The sequence below is a fragment of the Polaribacter porphyrae genome (assembly GCF_002954685.1).
Taxonomy (GTDB): domain Bacteria; phylum Bacteroidota; class Bacteroidia; order Flavobacteriales; family Flavobacteriaceae; genus Polaribacter; species Polaribacter porphyrae.
Window position 1 is genome coordinate 2501335 of the sequence record NZ_MSCN01000001.1, and the last position, 22407, is coordinate 2523741.

At 29.5% G+C, this 22407-nt stretch carries 14 protein-coding genes; 13 read left to right on the forward strand and 1 reads right to left on the reverse strand.

The genetic code is table 11. The features are described from left to right. Nucleotides 1–23: 23 nt before the first annotated feature. Nucleotides 24–1145, forward strand: coding sequence for a T9SS type A sorting domain-containing protein (locus BTO18_RS11205; RefSeq protein WP_105016304.1), 1122 nt, complete (start codon nt 24–26; stop codon nt 1143–1145). A 50-nt stretch (nt 1146–1195) separates the two neighbouring features. Here the strand turns inward: BTO18_RS11205 and pdxR are convergent, their stop codons facing one another. Beyond that, nucleotides 1196–2620, reverse strand: coding sequence for a MocR-like pyridoxine biosynthesis transcription factor PdxR (gene pdxR / locus BTO18_RS11210; protein WP_146106919.1), 1425 nt, complete (start codon nt 2618–2620; stop codon nt 1196–1198). Nucleotides 2621–2745: 125 nt separating this feature from the next. Here pdxR and BTO18_RS11215 point away from each other — a divergent pair, with 125 nt between their 5' ends. The 12 genes from BTO18_RS11215 (at nt 2746) to BTO18_RS11265 (ending at nt 22316) form a co-directional block, all read left to right on the forward strand. Further along, nucleotides 2746–4017: a M14 family metallopeptidase gene (locus BTO18_RS11215; RefSeq protein WP_226789086.1), complete on the forward strand. Its 1272-nt coding sequence runs from the start codon at nt 2746–2748 to the stop codon at nt 4015–4017. An 11-nt stretch (nt 4018–4028) separates the two neighbouring features. Continuing rightward, complete coding sequence (locus BTO18_RS11220; RefSeq protein ID WP_105016306.1) at nt 4029–5501, forward strand: lamin tail domain-containing protein; 1473 nt, start codon at nt 4029–4031, stop codon at nt 5499–5501. A gap of 11 nt (nt 5502–5512) precedes the next feature. Continuing rightward, a complete protein-coding gene (locus BTO18_RS11225; RefSeq protein ID WP_105016307.1) occupies nt 5513–8227 on the forward strand; it encodes a DUF8693 domain-containing protein in 2715 nt (904 codons plus the stop codon). 33 nt (nt 8228–8260) lie between these two features. Beyond that, entirely contained in the window at nt 8261–8428 is a 168-nt protein-coding gene (locus BTO18_RS17665; RefSeq protein ID WP_170063260.1) for a hypothetical protein, read from the forward strand. A 68-nt stretch (nt 8429–8496) separates the two neighbouring features. Continuing rightward, the gene (locus BTO18_RS11230; protein ID WP_105016308.1) at nt 8497–11715 is read left to right on the forward strand and encodes a SusC/RagA family TonB-linked outer membrane protein; all 3219 of its coding nucleotides are present in this window, start codon (nt 8497–8499) and stop codon (nt 11713–11715) included. A gap of 4 nt (nt 11716–11719) precedes the next feature. Further along, on the forward strand, nt 11720–13150 hold the full coding sequence (locus BTO18_RS11235) for a SusD/RagB family nutrient-binding outer membrane lipoprotein (protein WP_170063261.1): 1431 nt from the start codon (nt 11720–11722) through the stop codon (nt 13148–13150). Nucleotides 13151–13165: 15 nt separating this feature from the next. Beyond that, entirely contained in the window at nt 13166–14161 is a 996-nt protein-coding gene (locus BTO18_RS11240; protein ID WP_105016310.1) for an NAD(P)H-dependent amine dehydrogenase family protein, read from the forward strand. 1 nt (nt 14162) lies between these two features. Continuing rightward, nucleotides 14163–15716 (forward strand): N-acyl-D-amino-acid deacylase family protein, encoded by a 1554-nt coding sequence (locus tag BTO18_RS11245; RefSeq protein WP_105016311.1) that lies wholly within the window; start codon nt 14163–14165, stop codon nt 15714–15716. Nucleotides 15717–15792: 76 nt separating this feature from the next. Beyond that, nucleotides 15793–17319, forward strand: coding sequence for a glutamate racemase (locus BTO18_RS11250; protein ID WP_105016312.1), 1527 nt, complete (start codon nt 15793–15795; stop codon nt 17317–17319). A gap of 3 nt (nt 17320–17322) precedes the next feature. Beyond that, a complete protein-coding gene (locus tag BTO18_RS11255; protein WP_105016313.1) occupies nt 17323–18195 on the forward strand; it encodes a hypothetical protein in 873 nt (290 codons plus the stop codon). 58 nt (nt 18196–18253) lie between these two features. Continuing rightward, nucleotides 18254–19495 carry a T9SS type A sorting domain-containing protein gene (locus tag BTO18_RS11260; protein ID WP_170063262.1) on the forward strand — a complete coding sequence of 414 codons (1242 nt, stop codon included), beginning with the start codon at nt 18254–18256 and terminating at the stop codon, nt 19493–19495. Nucleotides 19496–19679: 184 nt separating this feature from the next. After that, a complete protein-coding gene (locus tag BTO18_RS11265; protein WP_105016315.1) occupies nt 19680–22316 on the forward strand; it encodes a peptidoglycan DD-metalloendopeptidase family protein in 2637 nt (878 codons plus the stop codon). Nucleotides 22317–22407 lie beyond the last annotated feature (91 nt).

Below are 22407 nucleotides of genomic sequence, written 5' to 3' on the forward strand. Positions count from 1 at the left end.
TTGTAATTTATAGATATTGTTTTATGGAAAAAAGTAAAGTATTATTTCTTTTTTTTCTGATGTTTTCTTTTAGTGTTTTTGGTCAAAATTTAAGTTCAAATTCTACTGGTTTTTTTATTTATACTCCAGAAGTTCCACTAAATAATAAGCAGATAAAGGTGTTTTATCATATCCCAAATGGAGATATTACAAAAATGCCCATTATTTTCTCTTTCCATGGAGTTAATAGAAATGCAGATGATTATAGAGATTATTGGATTTCTATGGCAAATGCAAACGGATTTATGGTATTTGCGCCAGAGTTTTCTGATGCAGATTTCCCAACTGGAGATAAATATAATTTAGCTAATATTTTTGATGATGGTGATAACCCAAGTATATCTACATTCAACCCGAAAAATGAGTGGACATTTTCTGTTATAGATCCAATTTTTGAGACAATAAAGGCTGATATTTCTGGCACACAACAAAAGTATAATGCTTGGGGGCATTCAGCTGGTTCACAATTTCTACATCGTTTTGTAACCTATATGCCAGAGAGCAAATTAGATATTGCTGTTTGTTCTAATGCTGGTTGGTATACAGTGCCAGAAAATACTGTTGTTTTTCCTTATGGAATTCAAAATGGACAACTCCCCTATTCTGATTTAGAGAAAGCCTTCACTAAAAAATTAATAATACATTTAGGTAAAGATGATAATGACCCAAATGCTGCTGGTTTAAGGCATAATACAATAGTAGATAATCAACAAGGTTTGCATAGATTGGAAAGAGGACGTTATTATTTTGAAACTAGCGAAACAACTGCTCAAAATATGAATGTGCAATTCAATTGGGAAAAACACGAAGTTTCTGGTATTTCTCACGAAGGAAGAAAAATGGCAAAAGATGCTTTGCAATATATACTAATGAGTTCTTTGTCTATAAGTGATATCAATATTAAAAATAGTATTAAAATTTATCCTAATCCTGCTAACGACATTTTAAATATTGAAGGTATTGAAACAGATATAAAGATTTATTCTATACTTGGAAGTTTTATTGGTAAAGAAAAGAAAAAAAATGTTATAGATATTTCTCATTTAAACTCTGGCTGCTACTTTTTAGATATTAATAATAAAAAAATAAAATTTTTGAAGAAATAAGTACTGTTTTTATTGAAAATTTCTTTGGCAACAAGAGTTATAAATTATTTTTATGAATTCAAAATATAATTTAAAATCAATGTTTTATCTTTCATTACTTTTTCATTTACAGAAGAATAACCTAATACAATCCCATTTCTTTGCTCTTTCGTAATATAATAGTTAGATAAAGGAAAAGCTACAACATCGTTTTTTAATAAAATTTTGTGAATTTTTTTATCATCAAACTTATTTTTTAACTCTCCAATTACATGGAGTCCACTTTTATTTGAGTTAATTTTTAAACTACTTTTTGTTAATTCAATAAAAAGTAATTTCCTTTTTAAAGATACATTAATAACGTTTCTAATATGTCTGTTTAGATAATCTTTTTTTATAAAATTATTTAAAATTATTTGATTAGAAAGATTTACAAATCTACTAGACTGTTCATAGATAGATTTTACTGGTTTTAATAAATACTTTGGTAAAATTAAATATCCTATTCGTAAAGATGGATGTAATAGTTTATTAAAAGTACCTTGATAAATAACTCTATTTTCTTTGTCTAGACTAAATAGTGAAGGTTTAGGTTTTTCCCAATTACTAAATTCATGATCATAATCATCTTCAATAATTAAAGAATTATTCTTGCTAGCCCATTTTAAAAGTTCAACTCTTCTTTTTTTAGTCATTTTTACACCTAAAGGATATTGATTAGATGGAGTTGTATAAATAAGTTTAGCATTTGTATTTTTTATACTATCAATCATCAACCCTTTACTATCTATTTCGCAAGGTATAATTTCTGCATTTAAACTTTTAAATAGATTATGAGCTCTAGGGTAAGTAGGGTTTTCCATAACTACCTTATCAGAATTATCAATTATAGCATTCCCAACCAAATAAAGGGCATGCAAAGAGCCAGAAGTAATAATTACTTGCTGAAAATCACAATCTAAATTTCTGTAAATTTTAAGATAATTCGATATAGAAACTCGTAAATCTGTTAAACCTTCTGAAGGTGCATAAGATAAACTTGTAGGAGTGGCATTTCTCCAATATTTATTAGATAGATTTTTCCAAGTTTGAACTGGAAAAATATCTAAAGGAGGAAGACCTGGTCTAAATGCAATATTTTTTTTTGAAAAATTATCGATTACATCTGGGTTATATTTTTCAAAAAGGCGAGCTCTTTTAGAAATAGATGGATATTTTAAACTTAAGTTTTCATTTTTCAGTTCTTTCTTTTTAACTCTAAAACTAACATAATACCCAGAACCCTTTTTAGAAGAAATAAATCTTTCAAAAGATAATAAGTCAAAAGCTTTTAAAACAGTGCTTCTACTTATTGATAAATCTTTGGCTAAAATTCTGCTAGGTGGAAGCCTAGTTTCGAAAGGAATACTCCCATTTATAATTAATTCTTTGATAGATAAGTAAAGTTTACTGTGTAAAGCCTCCCCTTTTAGTTTCCACTTTTTTGATTCTAGCAATAAGTTTTTAATATTAAACTGCAAATTGGTAGGTAAAATTTTTTTGAATTGGTAGGTGCAATGTAGCGATTTATTTCAATATATTTAATTTTTTATAATAATACAGCAATTTTATATAATAAATTTTGATTAAAATTAAATTTTTAGATAACCTATTTTACATATCATTTGTAATATTATTATTTGGTTGTGGAGCATCTAAAACTGCTAAAGATGAGATTTTAGCTAAAAAAATTACTTTTGATAAATATGTAAATACAATTTCTAAAAAAATTGATTTGCAAGAAAAAAAAATCTACAGACTCGAAAATATAGGAGTTTGTGCAAGTAATAAGTTTGATGGTGCTAGATTAAATAACTTCAAAAAATTAAACGATAGCACAGCTTTAGTAGTCATAAACCCAGAAAACGAACCGATAAATAATAGTGCAAATTATGGTTTTAAAATTTGGTCTGAAGAATCTAAATCGTTTTATCTAAAATTCATTTACCCAGAAGATTATAATCATAGATACATTCCAAAACTTAAAAAAAATGGAGAATGGTCTACTATAAATAACAGCAGCATAAGTAAAAAAAGAGGTTTTACAACAATTAAAGTAAATTTAACAACAGATACACTAACAGTTGCAGCTCAAGAAATACATAACTCAACAGATGTAAAAAATTGGTATACAGGTTTAATTAAAAATAAAGAAATTTTTGTAAAAACATATAGTGCAGGTAAATCATATTTAGGCAAAAATATTCCTGTTTTAGATATTTATAAAGGTGGTAAAAAAAACAAAGAAATAATTGTGATTTTAACGCGTCAGCATCCGCCAGAACTTACAGGTTATTATGCGTTTCAAAACTTTTTAAAAACTATTTTAAACGAATCAAAACTATCTGATGATTTTTTGACCAAATATAGAGTCTTGGCTTTTCCAATTGTAAATCCTGATGGAGTAGATTTAGGACATTGGAGACATAATTATGGTGGTGTGGATTTAAATAGAGATTGGTCAATATATAATCAACCAGAAATAAAACAAGTTGTAAATTTTATTGAAAAAAGTAAAATAGAAGGTGAATCTAAAATAATTTTAGGTATAGATTTTCACTCAACATCAAAAGATGTGTATTATACAAATAAAGATAAAGCTTCTACGAGTATGCCTAATTTTGAGAAAGAATGGTTTAACGCTTTAGAGAAAAACATCCCCACGTATAAAGTTAACAAAAGAGGTTCAAACCCAGGAAAACCAGTTTCAAAAGCATGGTTTTTTAAAGCACACAAAGCAGTAGCATTAACTTATGAAGTAGGTGATAAAACACCAAAAAGCTTCATAAAATTTAAAAGTGAAGTTGCTGCAAACGAAATGATGAAAATTTTAATCAACAATAAAAATAAATAAAAACTAAAAGTATGAAGAAAATTTACATTTTATCCCTTTTTTTAATGGCAAGCACTTCATTTTCAGCACAGTTAGTGCTTAATGAAGCACTATTTGATCCAGCTTCAGTAGGTTTAGCAGGTGATGCAAATAGAGATGGCACCAGAAGCTCTGATAATGATGAATTTTTAGAGCTTATAAATAGTGGAAATACTCCTTTAGATATCTCTGGTTATAAAATTTATGATGCAACTAGATTTGATGATATAGCAAATACAGATGATCCTAGACACGTAATAGGAGATACAGACAATGACGATGTAGCTGACGTATCTGTTATTCTCCCAGCTGGAGGAATTTATGTGGTTTTTGGTGGTGGAGATTTAACTACAATAAAAGCGGCTTTACCAAACGTTATTTTTGAAACTTGTTCAAGTTTAGGACTTACTAATAGTGGCGAAATTTTAACAATAACAGATGCATCTAGCAATGTAGTAATCAGTTTTAATGATGATGAAATACCTTATGCAGATGGAAGAACAGAAGGAGACCCTGCAATGCCAGAAACTTTTGGATTAGAAGCAGGAGCAAATCAATCTTTAACTAGGTATCCAGCAGTAACTGGAGATTTTGGTTATCATTTAGGTTTAAATGGTCAATATCAAAGTCCAGGAGAACTACCAACATTACCAACAGGTGGAGATTTGATTATCAATGAGATTTTTGTAAGACCTGGAACTAACACAGGAGATGCTAATGGAGATGGAACAGGAGGTGTAGAAAATGAATTTTTAGAGATTATTAATACAACAAATCAAGCAATAGATATTAGTGGTTACAAATTTTTTGATAGAACAAATTTATTTCTAGATGGAGTTTCTGCTGCGTTTTCTGGCACACCAAGACACGTTGTGCCTGCATCAACAGTTATTCCAGCAGGTGAAGCTTACGTAGTGTTTTCAGGAGGTACATTAACTGCAGATTTTGGAATTGCAACAGTACACACTGCCAGTAGTGGATTATTGAGCCTTACAGATGCTGGAGATTTTATGGTTATTTCTGATGCAAATGATAATTATGTTACTGGTTTTGGTAGTAATAGTGTTGTTGATACTTGGAATGATTTCAGATCTTATACAAGAAGCCCAGATATTACAGGTAATTTTGTAAAACACGATGCTATAGATGGAGTTACTGCAAGATTCTCGCCAGGTAAAAAAATAGATGGTACAAACTTTTCTGCAGCTTTAAGTGTTGGTAATTTTTTAGGAAAAAATATAAAAGTATATGTAGCTAACAATAATACCTTACGAATTGAAGGAAATTTAGAAGGACAAAATAATTTAAAAATCTATAATATTTTAGGGAGAAAAGTTTTTCAAAAAACATTTAATATAAAAAACACAAACAGCTTTAATTTATCTGAAATGGCTAAAGGTGTTTATTTAATAAATATAAACAATAGTTTATATGGTAATCTTAACAAAAAAATCTTAATCAAATAAAACAAAAAATCATGAAGAAATTTTATTTATTATTTTTATTCTCAATTATATGTGCAACTACTTCTGCACAATTAGTTTTAAATGAAGCACATTATGATCCAGCAACAGACATTTCAGGAGATGCAAATGGGGATGGTACAAGAAGTAGTGATAATGATGAGTTTCTAGAGTTTGTAAATTCAAATTCAACTCCTCTAGATATTACTGGATATAAAATATCAGATGAAACTGCTGATGGTGTAACTAAAACTTTAAGACACGTAGTAGGAGATACTAATGGTGATGATGTTGCAGATGTTACAGTTATCATTCCAGCTGGTGGTGTCTATGTTATTTTTGGTGGTGGGGACGTTTCTACTATAAATGCTTTGCCTAATACTACTGCTGAAACTTGTAGTAGCTTATCTTTATTAAATTCAGGTGATAAAGTAATTGTTGATGATGCTTCTGATGCTAATGTGATAACATTTGACCCCAATGGCTCTAACATATTAGATTTAGATACAGGTGATAACCAATCTTTAGAAAGATTACCTGCTATTACAGGTCGTTTTATAAAACATAATGCTATTAATGGAGCCAATTTTAGTCCTGGTGTTTTACAATCTTCTGTTACAAATATTCTAGTTTTAAATGAAATACATGCAGATCCTGCTAGTGATATTACTGGAGATGCAGATGGAAATGGAACAAGAGATGCGTCTAATGATGAATTTTTAGAATTTGTTAATAATTCTGGAGCTTCAATAAATCTTAATGGATATAAATTATACGATATAGATGGAATAAATTCAGATACACCTAGCCATACATTTGGAGCAACCACAATTGCACAAGGAGAAGCATTAGTTCTTTTTAATGATGCAGCAGTACCTACTGGTGGATTTGGTGGTGCAACAGTATTAACATGCTCAAGTGGTTTTACTTTGTTTAATGGGGGTCAAACTATTTACATTAAAGATGCTAGTGATAATATTGTTTTTGTTCATCAATATGGTTCAGCAACAAACAATCAATCTATAAATAGAAGTCCTGAAATTACAGGTGATACTTTTGTAGAACATACAACCCTTACTGGGAGTAATAATTTCTCACCAGGTTTTCAAGCAGATGGTACAACCCCATTAACAACGCTTACAGCAACATTTGAAAATAGTTTTAACTTAGCAAGTGGAATTTGGGATTTAGACGCGAATTGGAGTAAAGGAACTAAACCAACTTCTGCTGAAAATGTAGTGATTCCTGCTGGTAGAACAGTAACAATAAATGTAAATAATTTAGAAGTTACAAATTTAGATGTAAAAGGAACTTTAACAATTGATGAAACTCATTCATTAAAAGTTACAGGTAATTTAATTGATGCAGGTACACTAAATATCAATTCTGGAGGTTCTTTAATTGTAGAAGGTTCATCTTCAGGAAATATAACTTACAATAGAGAATTAACATTTGTAGCAGGTAATTTAAAAGGATGGCATTTAACAGGTTCTCCTGTTGTTGGTCAAGCTTATACTGATGCTTATGCAACAACAAATGGTTTAGCAACAAGTGCAACAAGAAGAGGTTTAGCTACATACAATACAGCTTCAGATTCTTGGTCTTATTTAGAAGATGATGATAGTAATGCAGGCACTTTTAGTCCAGGGCAAGGATTTTCTTTGAAAAGAGGAAGTACAACAGGTGATATTTCTTACACAGGAACAATTAATACTGACAATGCTGGTGTTAATGTAACACTTTTAACTACTGGCAATCGTTTTAACGTTTTAAGTAACCCTTATGCATCTTACTTAAGTAGTGCTACTTTCTTAAATGGAAACGGATCTGTTTCTGACACAAAAACAATTTGGGTTTGGAATCAAACATTAGGGACAGATGGCGAGTATGAAGTAAAAACTGCTGGTGAAAATTTTATAGTTTCACCTGGTCAAGGTTTCTTTGTACAAGCCAATGCTTCTGGAAATACCAACTTTAACTTTTCTGAATCTAATCAAAGTAATAATAGCGGAACTGATACTTTTCAAAAAGGGGCAGGAAAAACTGAAATTAGTTTGTGGATTACAGACGGTTCTATAAAAAACTACAACAAAATATTTTATTTAGATAATGCTACAAAAGGTTTTGATGTAGGTTATGAAGGTGAGTTATTTGGAGCTACACCAAACAAATTTGCAATTTATTCACATTTGGTTTCTGAAAGCCAAGGTAAAAACTTTCAAGTACAGTCTTTACCAAATTCAGATTACGAGAATATGGTAATTCCTATTGGTTTAAATGCAGATGCTAATAAAGAAATAACTTTTACAACTGAAAGCCTAAACTTACCAACAGGAATAAAAGTGTTTTTAGAAGATAAACTAACAAACACTTTTACAAGATTAGATGAAACCAATAGCAATTATAAAGTGACTCTAACAGAAAAATCTGATGGAATTGGACGTTTTTACTTACACACAAAATCTAGTGTTTTAAATACAGATAATTTAAGTTTAGAAGATAATATAAGTATCTATAAAATAAATAGCTCAACATTAAGAGTCACTGGTTTATCTGAAGGAAAAGCGAGTTTAAAATTATTCAACATTTTAGGAAAGCAAGTATTAAACACCTCTTTCACTTCAAAAGGTATTAAAGATATTGACTTACCAAATTTAGCAACAGGTGTTTACATAGTTCAATTAGAAACCGAAACTGGTAAACTAAACAAAAAAATAACTTTAGAATAATAAACTTACGAGAATTTTAAATATTACTACAAGATGAAAAAACAAACTGAAAATAAACAAGAGATTACTCGTAAAGATGCTATTAAAAAAATAGGAAATTACGGTAAATATGCAGCATTAACTGCTTTAGGAACATATATGATTTTAAATCCTCAAAAAGCACAAGCACAAAGCCCAGAATCTCCTGGTACAGGTTTCTAACCTGTACCCCTTTTGGGGCTTAAAAGCTCAAAATAGAGTTCTATCAATCAGAAATTTAAACCAAAGCAATGATTAAAAAAATTTTATTAATAACAATGTTATTATCAACTTGTTATTTATCATCTCAAAAAACTGTAACTGGTACAGTTAAAGACAATACAGGTTTATTACCTAACGTGTCTATCTCTGAAAAAGGTACAAAAAAAGGGGTGGTAACAGATTTTGATGGTAAATTTAGCATTAAAGTCTCAAAAGATAACTCCATTTTAGTTTTCAGGTATTTGGGTTATAAAACACTTGAGTTATCAGTAGAGAATAAATTAAAAATAGTTGTTGTTTTAGAAGAGGATGCAGAAAGTTTAGATGAGATTGTAGTAAATGCACTAGGCATCCAAGTAGACAAAAGAACTTTAGGAGCAACAGTATCTACCTTAAAATCCGAAGATATAGAAAATACTGGAGAAGTAAATTTAATTAACGCTTTGCAAGGTAAGGTTTCTGGTGTAAGAATAGCACGTTCTAATGGTGATCCAGGTGCAGGTTCTATTATTCAATTTAGAGGAGCAAACACCATAACAGGAAACTCACAGCCTTTAATTATTTTAGATGGTGTACCAATTAGTAATGACAATTTTAACGGAAGTAATGATCCTGATGGAGGTACTTCTCAACAATCTAGGTTAAATGATATTAGTGATGATGATATAGAAACTATAAACTTTTTAAAAGGAGCTTCTGCAGCAGCAGTTTGGGGTTCTCAAGCAGCTAATGGTGTAATAGTAATTACTACAAAAAGAGGTAAAAATACAGGTAAAATTAAAGTGCGTTATAGGAGTTCTTATTATATGGATGAGATTTCTAGAATGCATGGTTTACAAGAAACTTTTGGACAAGGTAGAGGAGGTGTATATAGCAACACAATAACAGATAGTTTTTCTTGGGGAGATAGAATTTCCGAACGCTCTGGGGCACCAGATGTATTTTTTCCAAAAGATCAAGAAGGCTATTTTTTAGATCAAAATAATAGAGAATGGTTAAGAATACAAACTAAAAACTCTCAAGAAACATTTGTGCAGTCAAACCAAGATCAGGTAATACAAAAAGCTTTTTCTACAAAACAATTTATTAGTATGAGTAACGCAAATGATAACGGAAGTTATTATTTAAGTTTTAGTCATGCCAATCAAAATGGTATTATTAAAAGAAGTAATTACAAAAGAACATCCGCTTTTTTTAGTGGAAGATATAAGTTTGATGAAAAATTAAAAGTAAACACTAGAATTAGATATACAAGAACAGAATCAAATAGAATACAACAAGGTTCTAATTTTGCAGGTCTTTTTTTAGGATTATTAAGAGCATCACCAGACTTTGACATTTCAGGTTATGAAGGTACTTATTTTGATACTAATGGAGTTCCTTCTAGAGGAAGACAGCGTTCTTACAGAAATCCGATAGGCGCATCTGCTAATCCTGGTTACAACAACGCATTATGGACAGTTTTTAATCAAGAAAGCCCAAGTGTTGTGGATAGAATAATATTTTCATCAGATTTCGATTATAAGGTAAACCATTGGCTCTCTTTAAAATTAAGACCTAGTTATGATACGTATTTTGATGAAAGAAGATATTTCTTTCCAATAAATACAGCAGGAAGAGGTGCAGGTCGTTTTCAATTAGATAATATTAATAGAAGTATATTTAATGTTGATTTTATTGCTAGAACTAAAACGTTTAGCTTAAATGAAAACCTAAATGGTAACTTTATTTTAGGGTATAATTACAACAGTCAATTAAGAAAATCAGTTTATAACAGAGCGCAACAATTTTTAATTAATAGCGATGCACAAACTTTTACAAATAATTCAGATCCAGAACTTCCTAGGAATTTTATTACTAGAAGACGAAAGTTTAGAGTCTTTTACACAGCTGGTTTTGAGTATAAAAATCAATTCTTTTTAAATACAACAGCTGCAGTTGAAAAAGCTTCAACCATAAATGGTGCTTTCTTTTATCCTTCTGTAGATTTTTCTTGGCTTTTTTCAGAAACAGAAGTTATTGGTAATCTAGACTTTGTAAATACGGCAAAACTACGTTTAGGTGTTGGGCAAGTAGGCGTAGAACCACTCCCACACAGAGCTCAAACTACGTATGAATCTCCAACGTATTCAGATTTTGGAGACCCTTTAGAGCTACTTCAATTTGGAGGAGGCTTTCGATTTAATAATAATTTAGGAAATCCTAATTTGAAGCCAGAAATTAAAACAGAATATGAAGCTGGTTTAGATTTTTCTTTATTTGATAAAAGATTAAAATTAAATGTAACCTATTATTTTAATGAAATCAGAGATATTTTATTTAGAGTGCCTTTATCTCCTAGTTCTGGTGCAGACAACATCTATGATAATGGAGCTACAATGCAAAATAGAGGTATAGAAATAGATTTCGATTATAAGTTTATTAATCAAAGAAAAGGGTTAAAAGCCTCTATTTATGGGAACTTTAATAACAACCGTAATGAAGTTACACAAATAAAAGGTACAAATTCCATCCCTTTAACAACTCAATCTATCAGCTCTAGAGCAGTTTTAGGGGAGCAGTTAGGTGTACTTTGGGGTTCTAGAGCAAGGAGAAATGCTGATGGTTCTTTTGATTTAGATGCAAACGGATTTCCTCAAATAGCTGAAGAAGAAGGTGTAATTGGTGACCCAAACCCAGATTGGAGAGGTGGAGCAGGTTTAAAATTAAATTATAAAAACTTTTCTGCTAATATTTTGGTAGAGCATTCTCAAGGTGGTGCATTTGCAGAAAGAACTCGCTTTATTTTAAGCAGTTTTGGTACCCATGCAGATGTTGGAAACGTAGTTACTCCAGATGTTCCAATTACAGATTATGCAGGTGTTGTACATCCTGCAGGAGTTGAAGTAAGAGGAAATATTAAAGATTTTGGAGCAGGACCTGTATTACTGAATGAACCTTATTACACCACTGTTCAGGGTTTTGGAGATTCTGTAATTAATGAATTTGCTATAAATCAAGATGCTTCTTGGACACGTTTAAGTGAAGTTACTCTTGGTTATACTTTAAAATCAAAAAGATTTAAAAAAGCGACAAAACTTTCTTCTGCAACCATTAATATTACAGGAAGAAACTTGTTTTTATGGTCTGACATTCAAGGTGTAGATCCGCAAACCAATCAAACTGGTGTAACCAATGGTTTTGGTATTGATTATTTTACCAATCCTGCCACAAGAACTTTTTTAGTATCATTAAATGTTAGTTTTTAGAATTATGAAAAATAAAATTATAATTGGATGTTTATGCATATCATTATTTTTCTCTTGTGAGAAGTCTTTTGAAGATCATAACTTTAATCCGAATGCAGTTACAACAGAAGAAATAATTCCTGCAGATTTATTGATTAAAGGAACAATGTTGGCAAATATTTCTATTAATTTAAGTCATTTGCAACGTATTTCTGGTATGTGGTCTGGTCAATACAGAGGAGAAATAGCAAACTATTTAAACTTGTACAATTACAGTATTACAGCATCAGAATCTAACAGTGCTTGGCAATATTTATACAATGGTATACTAAAACAAAATAGAGAAATAGCCAAATATTACGATGTAAATGGCTTGGATGCAGAAGGAAGACTAATAATAGCAATAAGTAAAATGATCGAAGCCAATGCTGTTGGAACTGCAACTGCTATTTGGGGTGATATTCCTTATTCTGATATAGATCCAAATGATGTTTACCATGATCCTAAATTTGATAAACAAACAGATGTTTATGCTGCTTTACAAAATCTTTTAGACGATGCTATTACAATGTTTCAAGACACATCAACTTTAAGTGCAGGTTTAGATGAAGATATTCATTTTGGTGGAGACAAAGCAAAATGGATTGAAGTTGCATATACTTTAAAAGCACGTTATTATTTACAAACAAAACAATATTCTTTAGCATATCAAAATGCATTATTAGGAATTTCTGCGCCAGATAATTCTATGAAATTCTTTCCAACAACTACTTTTGGAACAGAGAATTTATTGTACAGATTTGGAGCTGGAGGGAATCAAGGGTTTATGTCAGTTAATAATACTTTCTGTAGAAACTTAATTGCTATTGCATCTACAAATCCTAATACTCGAAGAAACTCAAAAACTAACGAGGTAGCCAGAAGAAATTATCTAAACATAGATTCAGCAAGTGGCTTTAATAGTTCCATACGAATTAATGGAGAAAGAACTCCTATGAACTTGGTAACTTATCAAGAGAACTTATTAATTCTTGCAGAAACTGGTGCTAGAACTATTTCATCTTCTCAAGGTTTAATTCATTTAAATGAAGTAAGAGCTTTTCATTTAACTTCAGAGTCTTTTAATAGAGCAGGAACTAGAGTTTATAACCCTTATGTTTTAGCTGATTTTGCTCCAGGAGGCATAGATAATCAAGATAATATACCACAAGACAGAGCACTTTTAAGAGAAATTATAGAAGAACGTTATGTAACAGGTTTTGGTACGTTCATGCCTTGGAATGATTTAAGAAGATTAAGAGCTACTGATTCTGATTTAATGGTACCTGTTCCTTTTAATAACAATAACATAAGTATTTATCCACAGAGATTTATACCAGCTCAATCTGAATATAACTCAAACCCAAATGCTCCTCAAGGGCTTACCATTTTTGATCCTACAGAGATAAATCAATAAAATTACAATTATTAAATGAAGAATATTTTACAAATTGGCTTTGGTCCTTTGGGAATTCAAATTGCTAAATACATAGCAGATAAAACAACAGTAAAAACTGTTGCAGGTGTAGATATAAATCCTAATTATGTAGGCAAAAATCTATCTGATTTAAATGAAAACTTATCAGAGGAAGTAGTAATATACAATTCTGTTGAAAGTGCTATTGCTAGTTTAGAAAAAAAACCTGATGCAGTAATTATAACAACAGTTTCTAGTTTAGAAAAATTAATTCCGCAAGTAGAAGAAGTCGCTAAATTTGGTATTCCAGTAATATCAACCTGTGAAGAATTATCTTATCCTTGGCAATTACAACCAGAGTTGAGTAAAAAATTAGATGTTATTTGTAAAGAAAATAACATTGCTTGTTTAGGTACAGGAATTAATCCTGGTTTTTTAATGGATTATTTACCATCTGTACTTACATCAATTTCAAAAGAAATAGAACACATTACAGTAGAAAGAATTCAAGACGCTACACCAAGAAGAGTTCCTTTTCAGAAAAAAATTGGAGCAGGTTTAGATGTTGATGCCTTTAGAAAAAAAGAAGCAGAAGGCACTTTAAGACACGTTGGCTTATTAGAATCTGTTTATCTACTAGCTGATGCTATAGGATTGCAACTAGATAAAGTAACCGAAAGTTTAGACCCAGTTATGGCTGAAGAAGCAGTTGCTTCTGATGCTATACAAGTTAAAAAAGGACAAGCAAGAGGTGTAGAACAAATTGGCTATGGCTATGTAAATGGAGTAGAAAAAATAAAGATGCACTTTAAAGCTGCCATTGGCGAAAAAAAATCTTTCGATAAAGTTTCCATAAAAGGAGTTCCTAATTTTTCATCAGAAATAGAAGGCGGAATTAATGGCGATATTGGTACCTGTGCAATTACCATTAACTGCATTAATAGTATTTTAAAAGCACCAGCAGGTTTACAAACAATGAGTAGTATTGCTGTTCCAGGATATATAAATTAATATGAAAGTCTTCAATAACGTCATATATGTTTTAGTTTTCATACTACTAATTTCCTGTAATAAAGAGAAACTAGAAGTAGATATCTTAATTACAAATGGTAAAGTTTACGATGGTTTTAGTTCAGCATCAAAAAATAATACTATTGGCATAAAAAATGATAAAATAGTATTTATTGGTGATGAAAATTCAGCTTCAATAGTTGCAAAAAAAATTATTGATGCCTCTGATATGATTGTTTCTCCAGGCTTTATAGATCCGCACACACATGCAGATAGAGATTTGAAAAACTCTAAAACATCGCACAATAAACCTTTCATGTTTCAGGGAATTACAACTGTAATTACGGGTAATGATGGAGATAGTTTTTATCCGACATCAAAATATATCAAACTTTATGATACACATAAAATTGGTACAAACGTAGTTCCTTTAGTAGGTCATGGAACTGTTAGAAATCAGGTAATGGGTAAAAGTGATAGAAAAGCTTCAGAAAAAGAAATTCTACAAATGCAAAAATTAGTACAGCAAGAAATGGATGCTGGTGCTTTTGGAATTTCTACAGGACTTTTCTATTCACCAGGAAGTTATTCTAATACTCAAGAAGTAATTGCATTGTCTAAAATTGTTGCAAAAAATGATGGTATTTACGATACACATTTACGTGATGAAAGCTCTTACAATATTGGTTTAATAGCATCTATTGAAGAAGCTATTGAAATTGGAAGGCAAGCTAAATTACCTATACATATTTCTCATATAAAATGTTTAGGTGTTGATGTTTGGATGCAAAGTAAAGCGATTATAAATGCTATTGAAAAAGCGAATAAAGAAGGAATTATTGTTACTGCTAATCAATATCCTTATGATGCTTCTGCAACTGGTTTGCAAGCTGCAGTTGTACCACGTTGGGTAGAAAGTGGAGGAAATGATTCGTTATTTATAAGATATAGAAACCCAAAACTGAAGAAAGTAATTTTAGAAGAAACCAAAAAAAATATTATAAGAAGAGGTGGTGCAGATAAATTGTTATTCGTAAAATCTAATAAAAAAGATTTTGTGGGTAAAAACCTTTTGGAAATTTCTAAAATGTTAAATATTTCTGCTGAAGAGGCAGTTTATGAAGCTTTAAAAACTGGTTACATAAGAGTTGCATCATTTAATATGAATCCAGAAGACATTCATAATTTTATGAAACAAGACTGGGTGGTTACTGGCTCTGATGGAAATACTGGGCACCCAAGAAAATATGGTTCTTTTCCAAGAAAGTACCATAAATATGTGGTACAAGATAAAATTGTAAGCTTGGTAGATTTTATCAATGGTAGTAGTGCAAAAACTGCGGATATCTTCAAAATTAAAAATAGAGGAAAAATTCAAAAAGGATATTTTGCTGACATTATCATTTTTAATCCAAAAACATTTAAAGATAAAGCAGACTATACAGATGCTTTTCAACTTTCTGAAGGATTAGAATATAGCATCATTAACGGAAAAATTGTCATAGATAAAGGCAAGTTTACAGGTATTTTAAACGGAAAAGTCCTCAAAAAATAAACAATCTCATTTTCAGCTATTTAAAACTATATCCCTATGTAGTTTTAGATAGCTACATCAAAAAAAGTAAAAAATTATGAGCAAAACAGTTATTTACAGTGTATTATTTTCACTTTTATTTTTATCAAATTGCAAAAAAAATGAAGGTAAAAATTCAGTTAAAAAAGAAAATATTGTTAGTTCAATTATTAACGATAAAGAAAGTTTCTATCACATAGATATAGATAATTATCCCACAACAGATTCAACTTTACCTATTGGTGTTTTTGATTCTGGAACAGGTGGTTTAACCGTTTTAAAAGCGATTGTAAATTATGATGAGAATCAAAATAATACAAAAGAAAAAGGTAAAGACGGAGTTTTAGATTTTGATAAAGAATCTTTTATCTATTTAGGAGACCAAGCCAATATGCCTTATGGAAATTACTCGAAAGAAAACAAAGTAGATTTATTAAAAGAACACATTATAAAAGATGCACAGTTTTTAATGAGTAATAAGTTTTATTCTGATGAAAATGACCAAACCGTAAACACCGATAAAAAACCTGTAAAAGCATTAGTAATTGCTTGCAACACAGCTACTGCTTATGGTAAAGAATATATTGAAGATTTTATTAAAAAAGCAAACTCAAATATTAAAGTAATTGGAGTTATAGATGCTGGTGTAAGAGGTACTTTAGCAACTATTGGTAAAAACGAAGATGCAATAATTGGTGTACTTGCAACTGCAGGTACAGTTTCTTCTAAAGGATATCATAACACCATTTTAAAAATGAAAAATAAAATGGAATATACTGGTAATATTGAAGTATTTTCTCAAGGAGGTATTGGTATTGCAGAAGCAGTTGATGAAGATGCAAACTACTTTAATAAAAATTTGAAAAAGCCAAGAAAAGATTACAAAGGACCAAGTTTAAATGGCGATGTAAAAATAGATAAAATGCTTTTTGATGTCTATAATTTTGATTTTGATAACAGCAAAATGTTATGTGATACAGAAAAAACTGGTGACTGCTCTATACTTCAAATTAACGATGCAGAAAATTATGTTCGCTATCATTTGGTTACTTTAATGGAGCAGATTAGACTGTCAAAAACCAAAAATAAGTTGAAATCTATCATTTTAGGCTGTACACATTATCCATATTTAACAGATGAAATCGGTCTGATTTTAAAAGAATTATATAATTATAAAGACAAAAACGGAGCGTATTTATACAAAGATTTTATGGTAGAAAACATAAAATTAGTTGATCCTGCAGTAGATACAGCAAAGGAATTGCACGAATATTTGGCACAAGAAAAAATGTTTAATCCAAATGGAAATATAAAAGACAGCGAGTTTTACATTAGTGTGCCCAATAAAAATAATGCAAATAATAAAATTGATGTTGATGGTCGTTTTCCTTACGAATATAAATATGGCAGAAATGCAGATGAAATTCAAGAATACGTTAAAGTTGTTCCTTTTAGTAGAAAAAATATTTCAGAAGATATTTTAACACGTTTTCAGGAACAAATTCCTTATGTATATCAATTGATGCAAACATTTAATCATCAAAATAAAAAAACAGCACATTTAAAAACAGAAGAAAAAATATAAAATATGAAGACTAATTTAAAATCAGCTTTAACATTTTTTATGTTAGTGGCATTATCAATCCAGACAAGTTTTATTGCACAACAGAAAATAGACCTTACAAAAGCAGATGGTAACTCTGCTAGCGCAAAATTTACAAATAGAGCTATTGAGGTTTGGGAGAATATGAAAACGACCAAATATGCGTTATCTAAAGATCATGTTATCGATGAAAAAAATGGTATTTACAAATATGATGGACCAGGTTTTGTGGCAGAAATTTTATTAAAAAAAGTACTACCAGAACATTATCAAGATTTATTGAATAATAAAAAAACAATCAAAAAAGCAAATGGTAAAAAATGGAATATAAAAAGACCTACTGTGCCTACTTTTTATGATTATTTTAGAAATGATATTTTAAAAGATCCTAAAAAAATATCTGTAAGTAACAAATATTGGAAAGTATTTACTTCTATAGATTCTTTGCAAAAAGGGGATTTAATTATAGCAAGATATCATGATAAATGGAGAAAAGAACAAGATAATAATTCTACTGGGTTAATTTGGGTGGCTTGGAATGTAGAACAAGGTAAAAAAAGCAATCAATTTAAAGTACAAGTTTTAAGCTCTTCTTCAATAGGTCATACAAAATCTATTGACACAAGATACAATTTTGACACTCCTGTTGCAGAAGAAAGAAAAGGAAAACCAAGTGGAATTGGTTTTGGTAAAATGGTATTTAAAGTGGGTAAAAACGAAAGAAAAAGACCTTATGCATATACATGGAGTTTAACAGGTAAAAGATGGTATAATTTAGTATATGGAGATAAAATTAAAGAGAAAAACGGAAAAAAATATGATAAACTAAAAGGTATCATATTTGCGAGACCTATTTAATTTACTTTGAAAAGAACTCATAAAATCATCAGTGAAGTTTTTTTTAAAACTACCTATTGTGAAAATAAAATTTCCATTTTTAATTATTCTTTTTACTTACTTTAGTATTAATTGTTCATCTCAAAATACTAATGGAGATCTAGAGGATTATATTGATGCTATTATAAAAAATATTCCTGGTAGTTCAGGCGATGATTATAAAAGCCCATCAATTACACAATCTAATATTTGGGAAAATTCACTAGATTATGTTTTGACTAATGATATACCTAATGCAAGATTACAGTTAGGTAAAATAGGTTATAAAATCACAGAGTTTTTAGACAATTCTACTAACCAAACTTTTTACATATTAGAAAAAAATAGCAACTCTTCAAATCATTGGGGAACATATATTTTTACTAAAAATTCTGTGATTAACAATTTAATCATTACTGCACCTCACGTTTTAAATGACACAAATACAGGTCAGCAAGCTGTTTATTGTTTAAAAAACACATTAGCAAAAGCTGTATTTTTAAATGGTACAGAACGTTGCAATAGCAGTTCATTTTCTTCTTGTTCTGGTACAACTTCAACTTGCGATAATGGTTCAGAACCATTTAGAATTTCTGATGTAGCACATTCAGAAGAAGCAATTTTTCATTTATCCACTAAAATTTTGCATGAAAAAATAGCAAATTCAATTTTTATTCAATTGCATGGTTTTGGAAAAACTGCTGATGATCCTAGTGTGATTTTAAGTAATGGAACAAGAACAACTCCTACTATTGATTATATAGATTTATTAAAAAATGAATTGCTAATTGAAGATAGTAGTTTAACCTTTAAAATACCACATAAAGATTTATCTTGGAATAGATTAATTGCTTTTACAAATACTCAAGGTAGATTAATTAATGGTTCTTCACAGCCTTGTAATACTCACTTTTCTTCTGCTTCAGGGCGTTTTATAAGTTTAGAGCAAGAGCGCGAAAAGTTAAGAAATAATGTTAGTGGCTGGCAAAAAGTAAGTAATGCTATTGATAGAGTATTTACCAAGGCATTAAATTTAACAACAGAAAATATCAACAATAATCTAATTTATCCAAACCCAAGTAAAGGAAAAATTAGCTTCAAATTAAAAGAGATAGGTAATATTAAAGTGTATAACTTACTTGGTAAAGAGGTTGAGTTTACTGAAAACTATTCCTCAAATAGTACTACTTTTTCTATAAAAATAGAGCAAGAAGGCATCTATTACATCAAGGTTTCTACAAAAGAAAAAGCTTTCTTTCAAAAAGTAATAATTTTAAAATAATAAGTTTCTTTCATTTATTTTGGTATGTAAAATTAAATAAAATTGGTATATATCAATTTTTATAAATTCATATTATATTTGAGTAATTAGTATTAAATAACTAATAATTACTACATTTTTTTAATTAATAATTATTTTAAGGTTGTTTAATTGTCAATAACCAAAAAACCAAACCCAACTTATTATGAAAAAAATTACTCAACTATTATTTCTCTTTTCGTTTACGGTAATAGTAGCTCAAACTCAAACACCGTTTAATAATTCCATCCAATATTCTAGTAGTAGCAGTATCGATTTTTCTAATGATGTTGATAATGTAAATTTTACAGCTTATAGAGGTATTTCTAATTCAGATAAAATATATTTTAAGATAAATAATCATACAAAACAAACTTACATCAATGCAAATGACTACAAATGGTATTTTGAAATAGATGGTTATAGCGAAACAGTTGATAACATAAGAGAACCAACTTTTACAATACCAAGTGGCAAAACTGGGAATCTTATTGTAAAATTATCGGTTACAAATAACACAAATTGGGCTGAAGTTAAGAATAATGTATTTACAGTTTTTGATGAAGATGGTTTTAAAGTAAAATATGTAGATAACTCAAATATTCAATGGCCTAATGGAGGTGTATCTGATATCGATTCTCCATTTAGTCATAGAATAATGTCTAATGACGATTTTGATTTTCATAGAGGAATTGATATTGTGGGTAATGAAGGAGAAAATATTTACGCTGTTGCTGATGGTGTTGTAAATTGGTACAAAAATCAGTCAGACACTAGTGATTCTAGAATCGTATCCATAAAGCACACTATGGATACACCAATGTATTTTCATGGGCAAGTAATAGAGCACTATTTTTCTATGTATTATCATGTAAATGAAATGTATGTAGCTAAAAATCAAACTATAACTAAAGGAGATTTCATTGCCAAATTAGGAACAACAGGTAGTAATAACTATCCTCACAATCATTTTGAAATACGTGTTGGTACAAGCTACTCACAAAGCTCAATGACAAATGTAAATAATTACAGTGTATCACCAAATGGCAATGATAACAAAAGAAATGAGTTTTTTACAGATAAATTTGACGCTACAGATCCAATAGATTCTAGAGTAAACCCACTATTATTTTTAAATAATGATGCCAATGATAATCTATCTCTAAAATATACAATAAAGGAGGTAGGTAACACTTTTCACATCACAGTTAAAACAGATTATTTAGAAGATCATTTTAATAAAATAACATTAGGTTATACAGGTGAGACAAAGCAAACATTAGATTTCAATACCAGAAGTGGTTTACCTTTTGTTTCAGGAAACTATGGTGATAAAAGGTATGATATATCATCTGTAAATAATGTGATAATAAATCCTATTAAATTCAAATTTAGAACATTAAACGAAATTACTAGTGATAAAAAATATCAAATTACTTTTATTTTAGATAACTCTAATAATAAAAATATTAATGATGTGTATGTTAGAGCAAGAGACATGTATGGTAACAAAGGAGTGAAAGTAGATTTAGTAGAATTAGCTCTTAATGAAATATTTATAGGAACTATTAACACAACAGTAAATGGCAATAAAATAGGAGATATTGATAAAGATAATAATGCTGCTTCAGAGGATAGATTTTTAGAATTTATAAATATATCAGGTAGAAATTTAGATATTAAAGATTATAAATTTTATACAGGTTCAGGCAATGGAACATTAAGATATACAGAAAATCAAAGTTTAGAAATAGCACCAAATGAAACCTTTGTTTTATATAATAAAGGAAATAATTTACCTTCTTACTTAAGTAATACAAAAATGGCAAAAGCTTCTCAATGGCTTGGTTTTAATAATCCAACAAATGTAAACGTTATCGTAAAAACAAAAGAAAATCAAGAGGTTTTAAATTTTAATAATTTAGGAAGTATTCCTAATATTACCTCAAACAAAAATCAATCTTATGCTAAAAATAGTAGTGGGAATTTTGTCCCACAAGAAGACATAAATGGTTTACTTTTCAGTCCAGGGTACAATAACGACATAGAGAATCCATTAATTTTAAGTGAAGTAAGTTACAGAGCTTCTAGTTACAAAGACGATTTTATAGAACTAAAAAACAATACCGTTTTTCCCTTAAACATCTCTGGATATGAGTTTTATGATGAAACTAGATATCCATCTAGCACACCAAGACATACTGTACCAGCTACAACTTTTATTCCAGAAAGTGGTGTGTATTTAGTTTTTAGTGGAGACAATAATTTATTTGATGACACGTATAATGATGACGTTGTAAAAGCTACAGCTTCTGATGGCAGTTTGGCTTTAAATGAAGTTGATGCAGTTTATATAAAAAATGATAATAATGTAGTCATTATTGAAGAGGTCTATAATAATAGTGATTTTTCAGGAATTAATAACAATCATTCAATAGTAATAAATTCATCAGGAAATTTTGAAATGCATTCAGACTGCTCTGGTTTAGAAGACAACTCTCCAGGTATTTCTTCAAATATATGTTTAGGAGCTAAATCATCAACCAAAACAAAACAATTAGCAGAAAACATTACAAAATCTGTTGATAATGTCATTTATCCAAACCCAGTTCACAAAACCTTATTTGTGTCAGACCATTTATATAAAAACTTTATAATGTATAATTATTTAGGCAAAAAAATAAAAGCAAACACAATTAAGAATAACCAAATAAATGTGGGTAATTTAAAAAATGGCATTTATTTAATACGTGTTTTTAAAGAAGATGGTAGTCATGAAGTCAAAAAAATTATAAAAAAGTAAAAAAAAGATTAAAAACAGTTACAAAATTGGTAGCTGTTTTTTTAATAAAATTGGTAGGTAGATAAAATTATAATTGGTATATAGTTTTAAA

Bases quoted from the DNA above. Each gene is read 5' to 3' on its own strand.
- BTO18_RS11205 (WP_105016304.1), top strand. From the start codon at position 24: ATGGAAAAAAGTAAAGTATTATTTCTTTTTTTTCTGATGTTTTCTTTT.
- BTO18_RS11220 (WP_105016306.1), top strand. From the start codon at position 4,029: ATGAAGAAAATTTACATTTTATCCCTTTTTTTAATGGCAAGCACTTCA.
- BTO18_RS11225 (WP_105016307.1), top strand. From the start codon at position 5,513: ATGAAGAAATTTTATTTATTATTTTTATTCTCAATTATATGTGCAACT.
- BTO18_RS17665 (WP_170063260.1), top strand. From the start codon at position 8,261: ATGAAAAAACAAACTGAAAATAAACAAGAGATTACTCGTAAAGATGCT.
- BTO18_RS11230 (WP_105016308.1), top strand. From the start codon at position 8,497: ATGATTAAAAAAATTTTATTAATAACAATGTTATTATCAACTTGTTAT.
- BTO18_RS11235 (WP_170063261.1), top strand. From the start codon at position 11,720: ATGAAAAATAAAATTATAATTGGATGTTTATGCATATCATTATTTTTC.
- BTO18_RS11240 (WP_105016310.1), top strand. From the start codon at position 13,166: ATGAAGAATATTTTACAAATTGGCTTTGGTCCTTTGGGAATTCAAATT.
- BTO18_RS11245 (WP_105016311.1), top strand. From the start codon at position 14,163: ATGAAAGTCTTCAATAACGTCATATATGTTTTAGTTTTCATACTACTA.
- BTO18_RS11250 (WP_105016312.1), top strand. From the start codon at position 15,793: ATGAGCAAAACAGTTATTTACAGTGTATTATTTTCACTTTTATTTTTA.
- BTO18_RS11255 (WP_105016313.1), top strand. From the start codon at position 17,323: ATGAAGACTAATTTAAAATCAGCTTTAACATTTTTTATGTTAGTGGCA.
- BTO18_RS11265 (WP_105016315.1), top strand. From the start codon at position 19,680: ATGAAAAAAATTACTCAACTATTATTTCTCTTTTCGTTTACGGTAATA.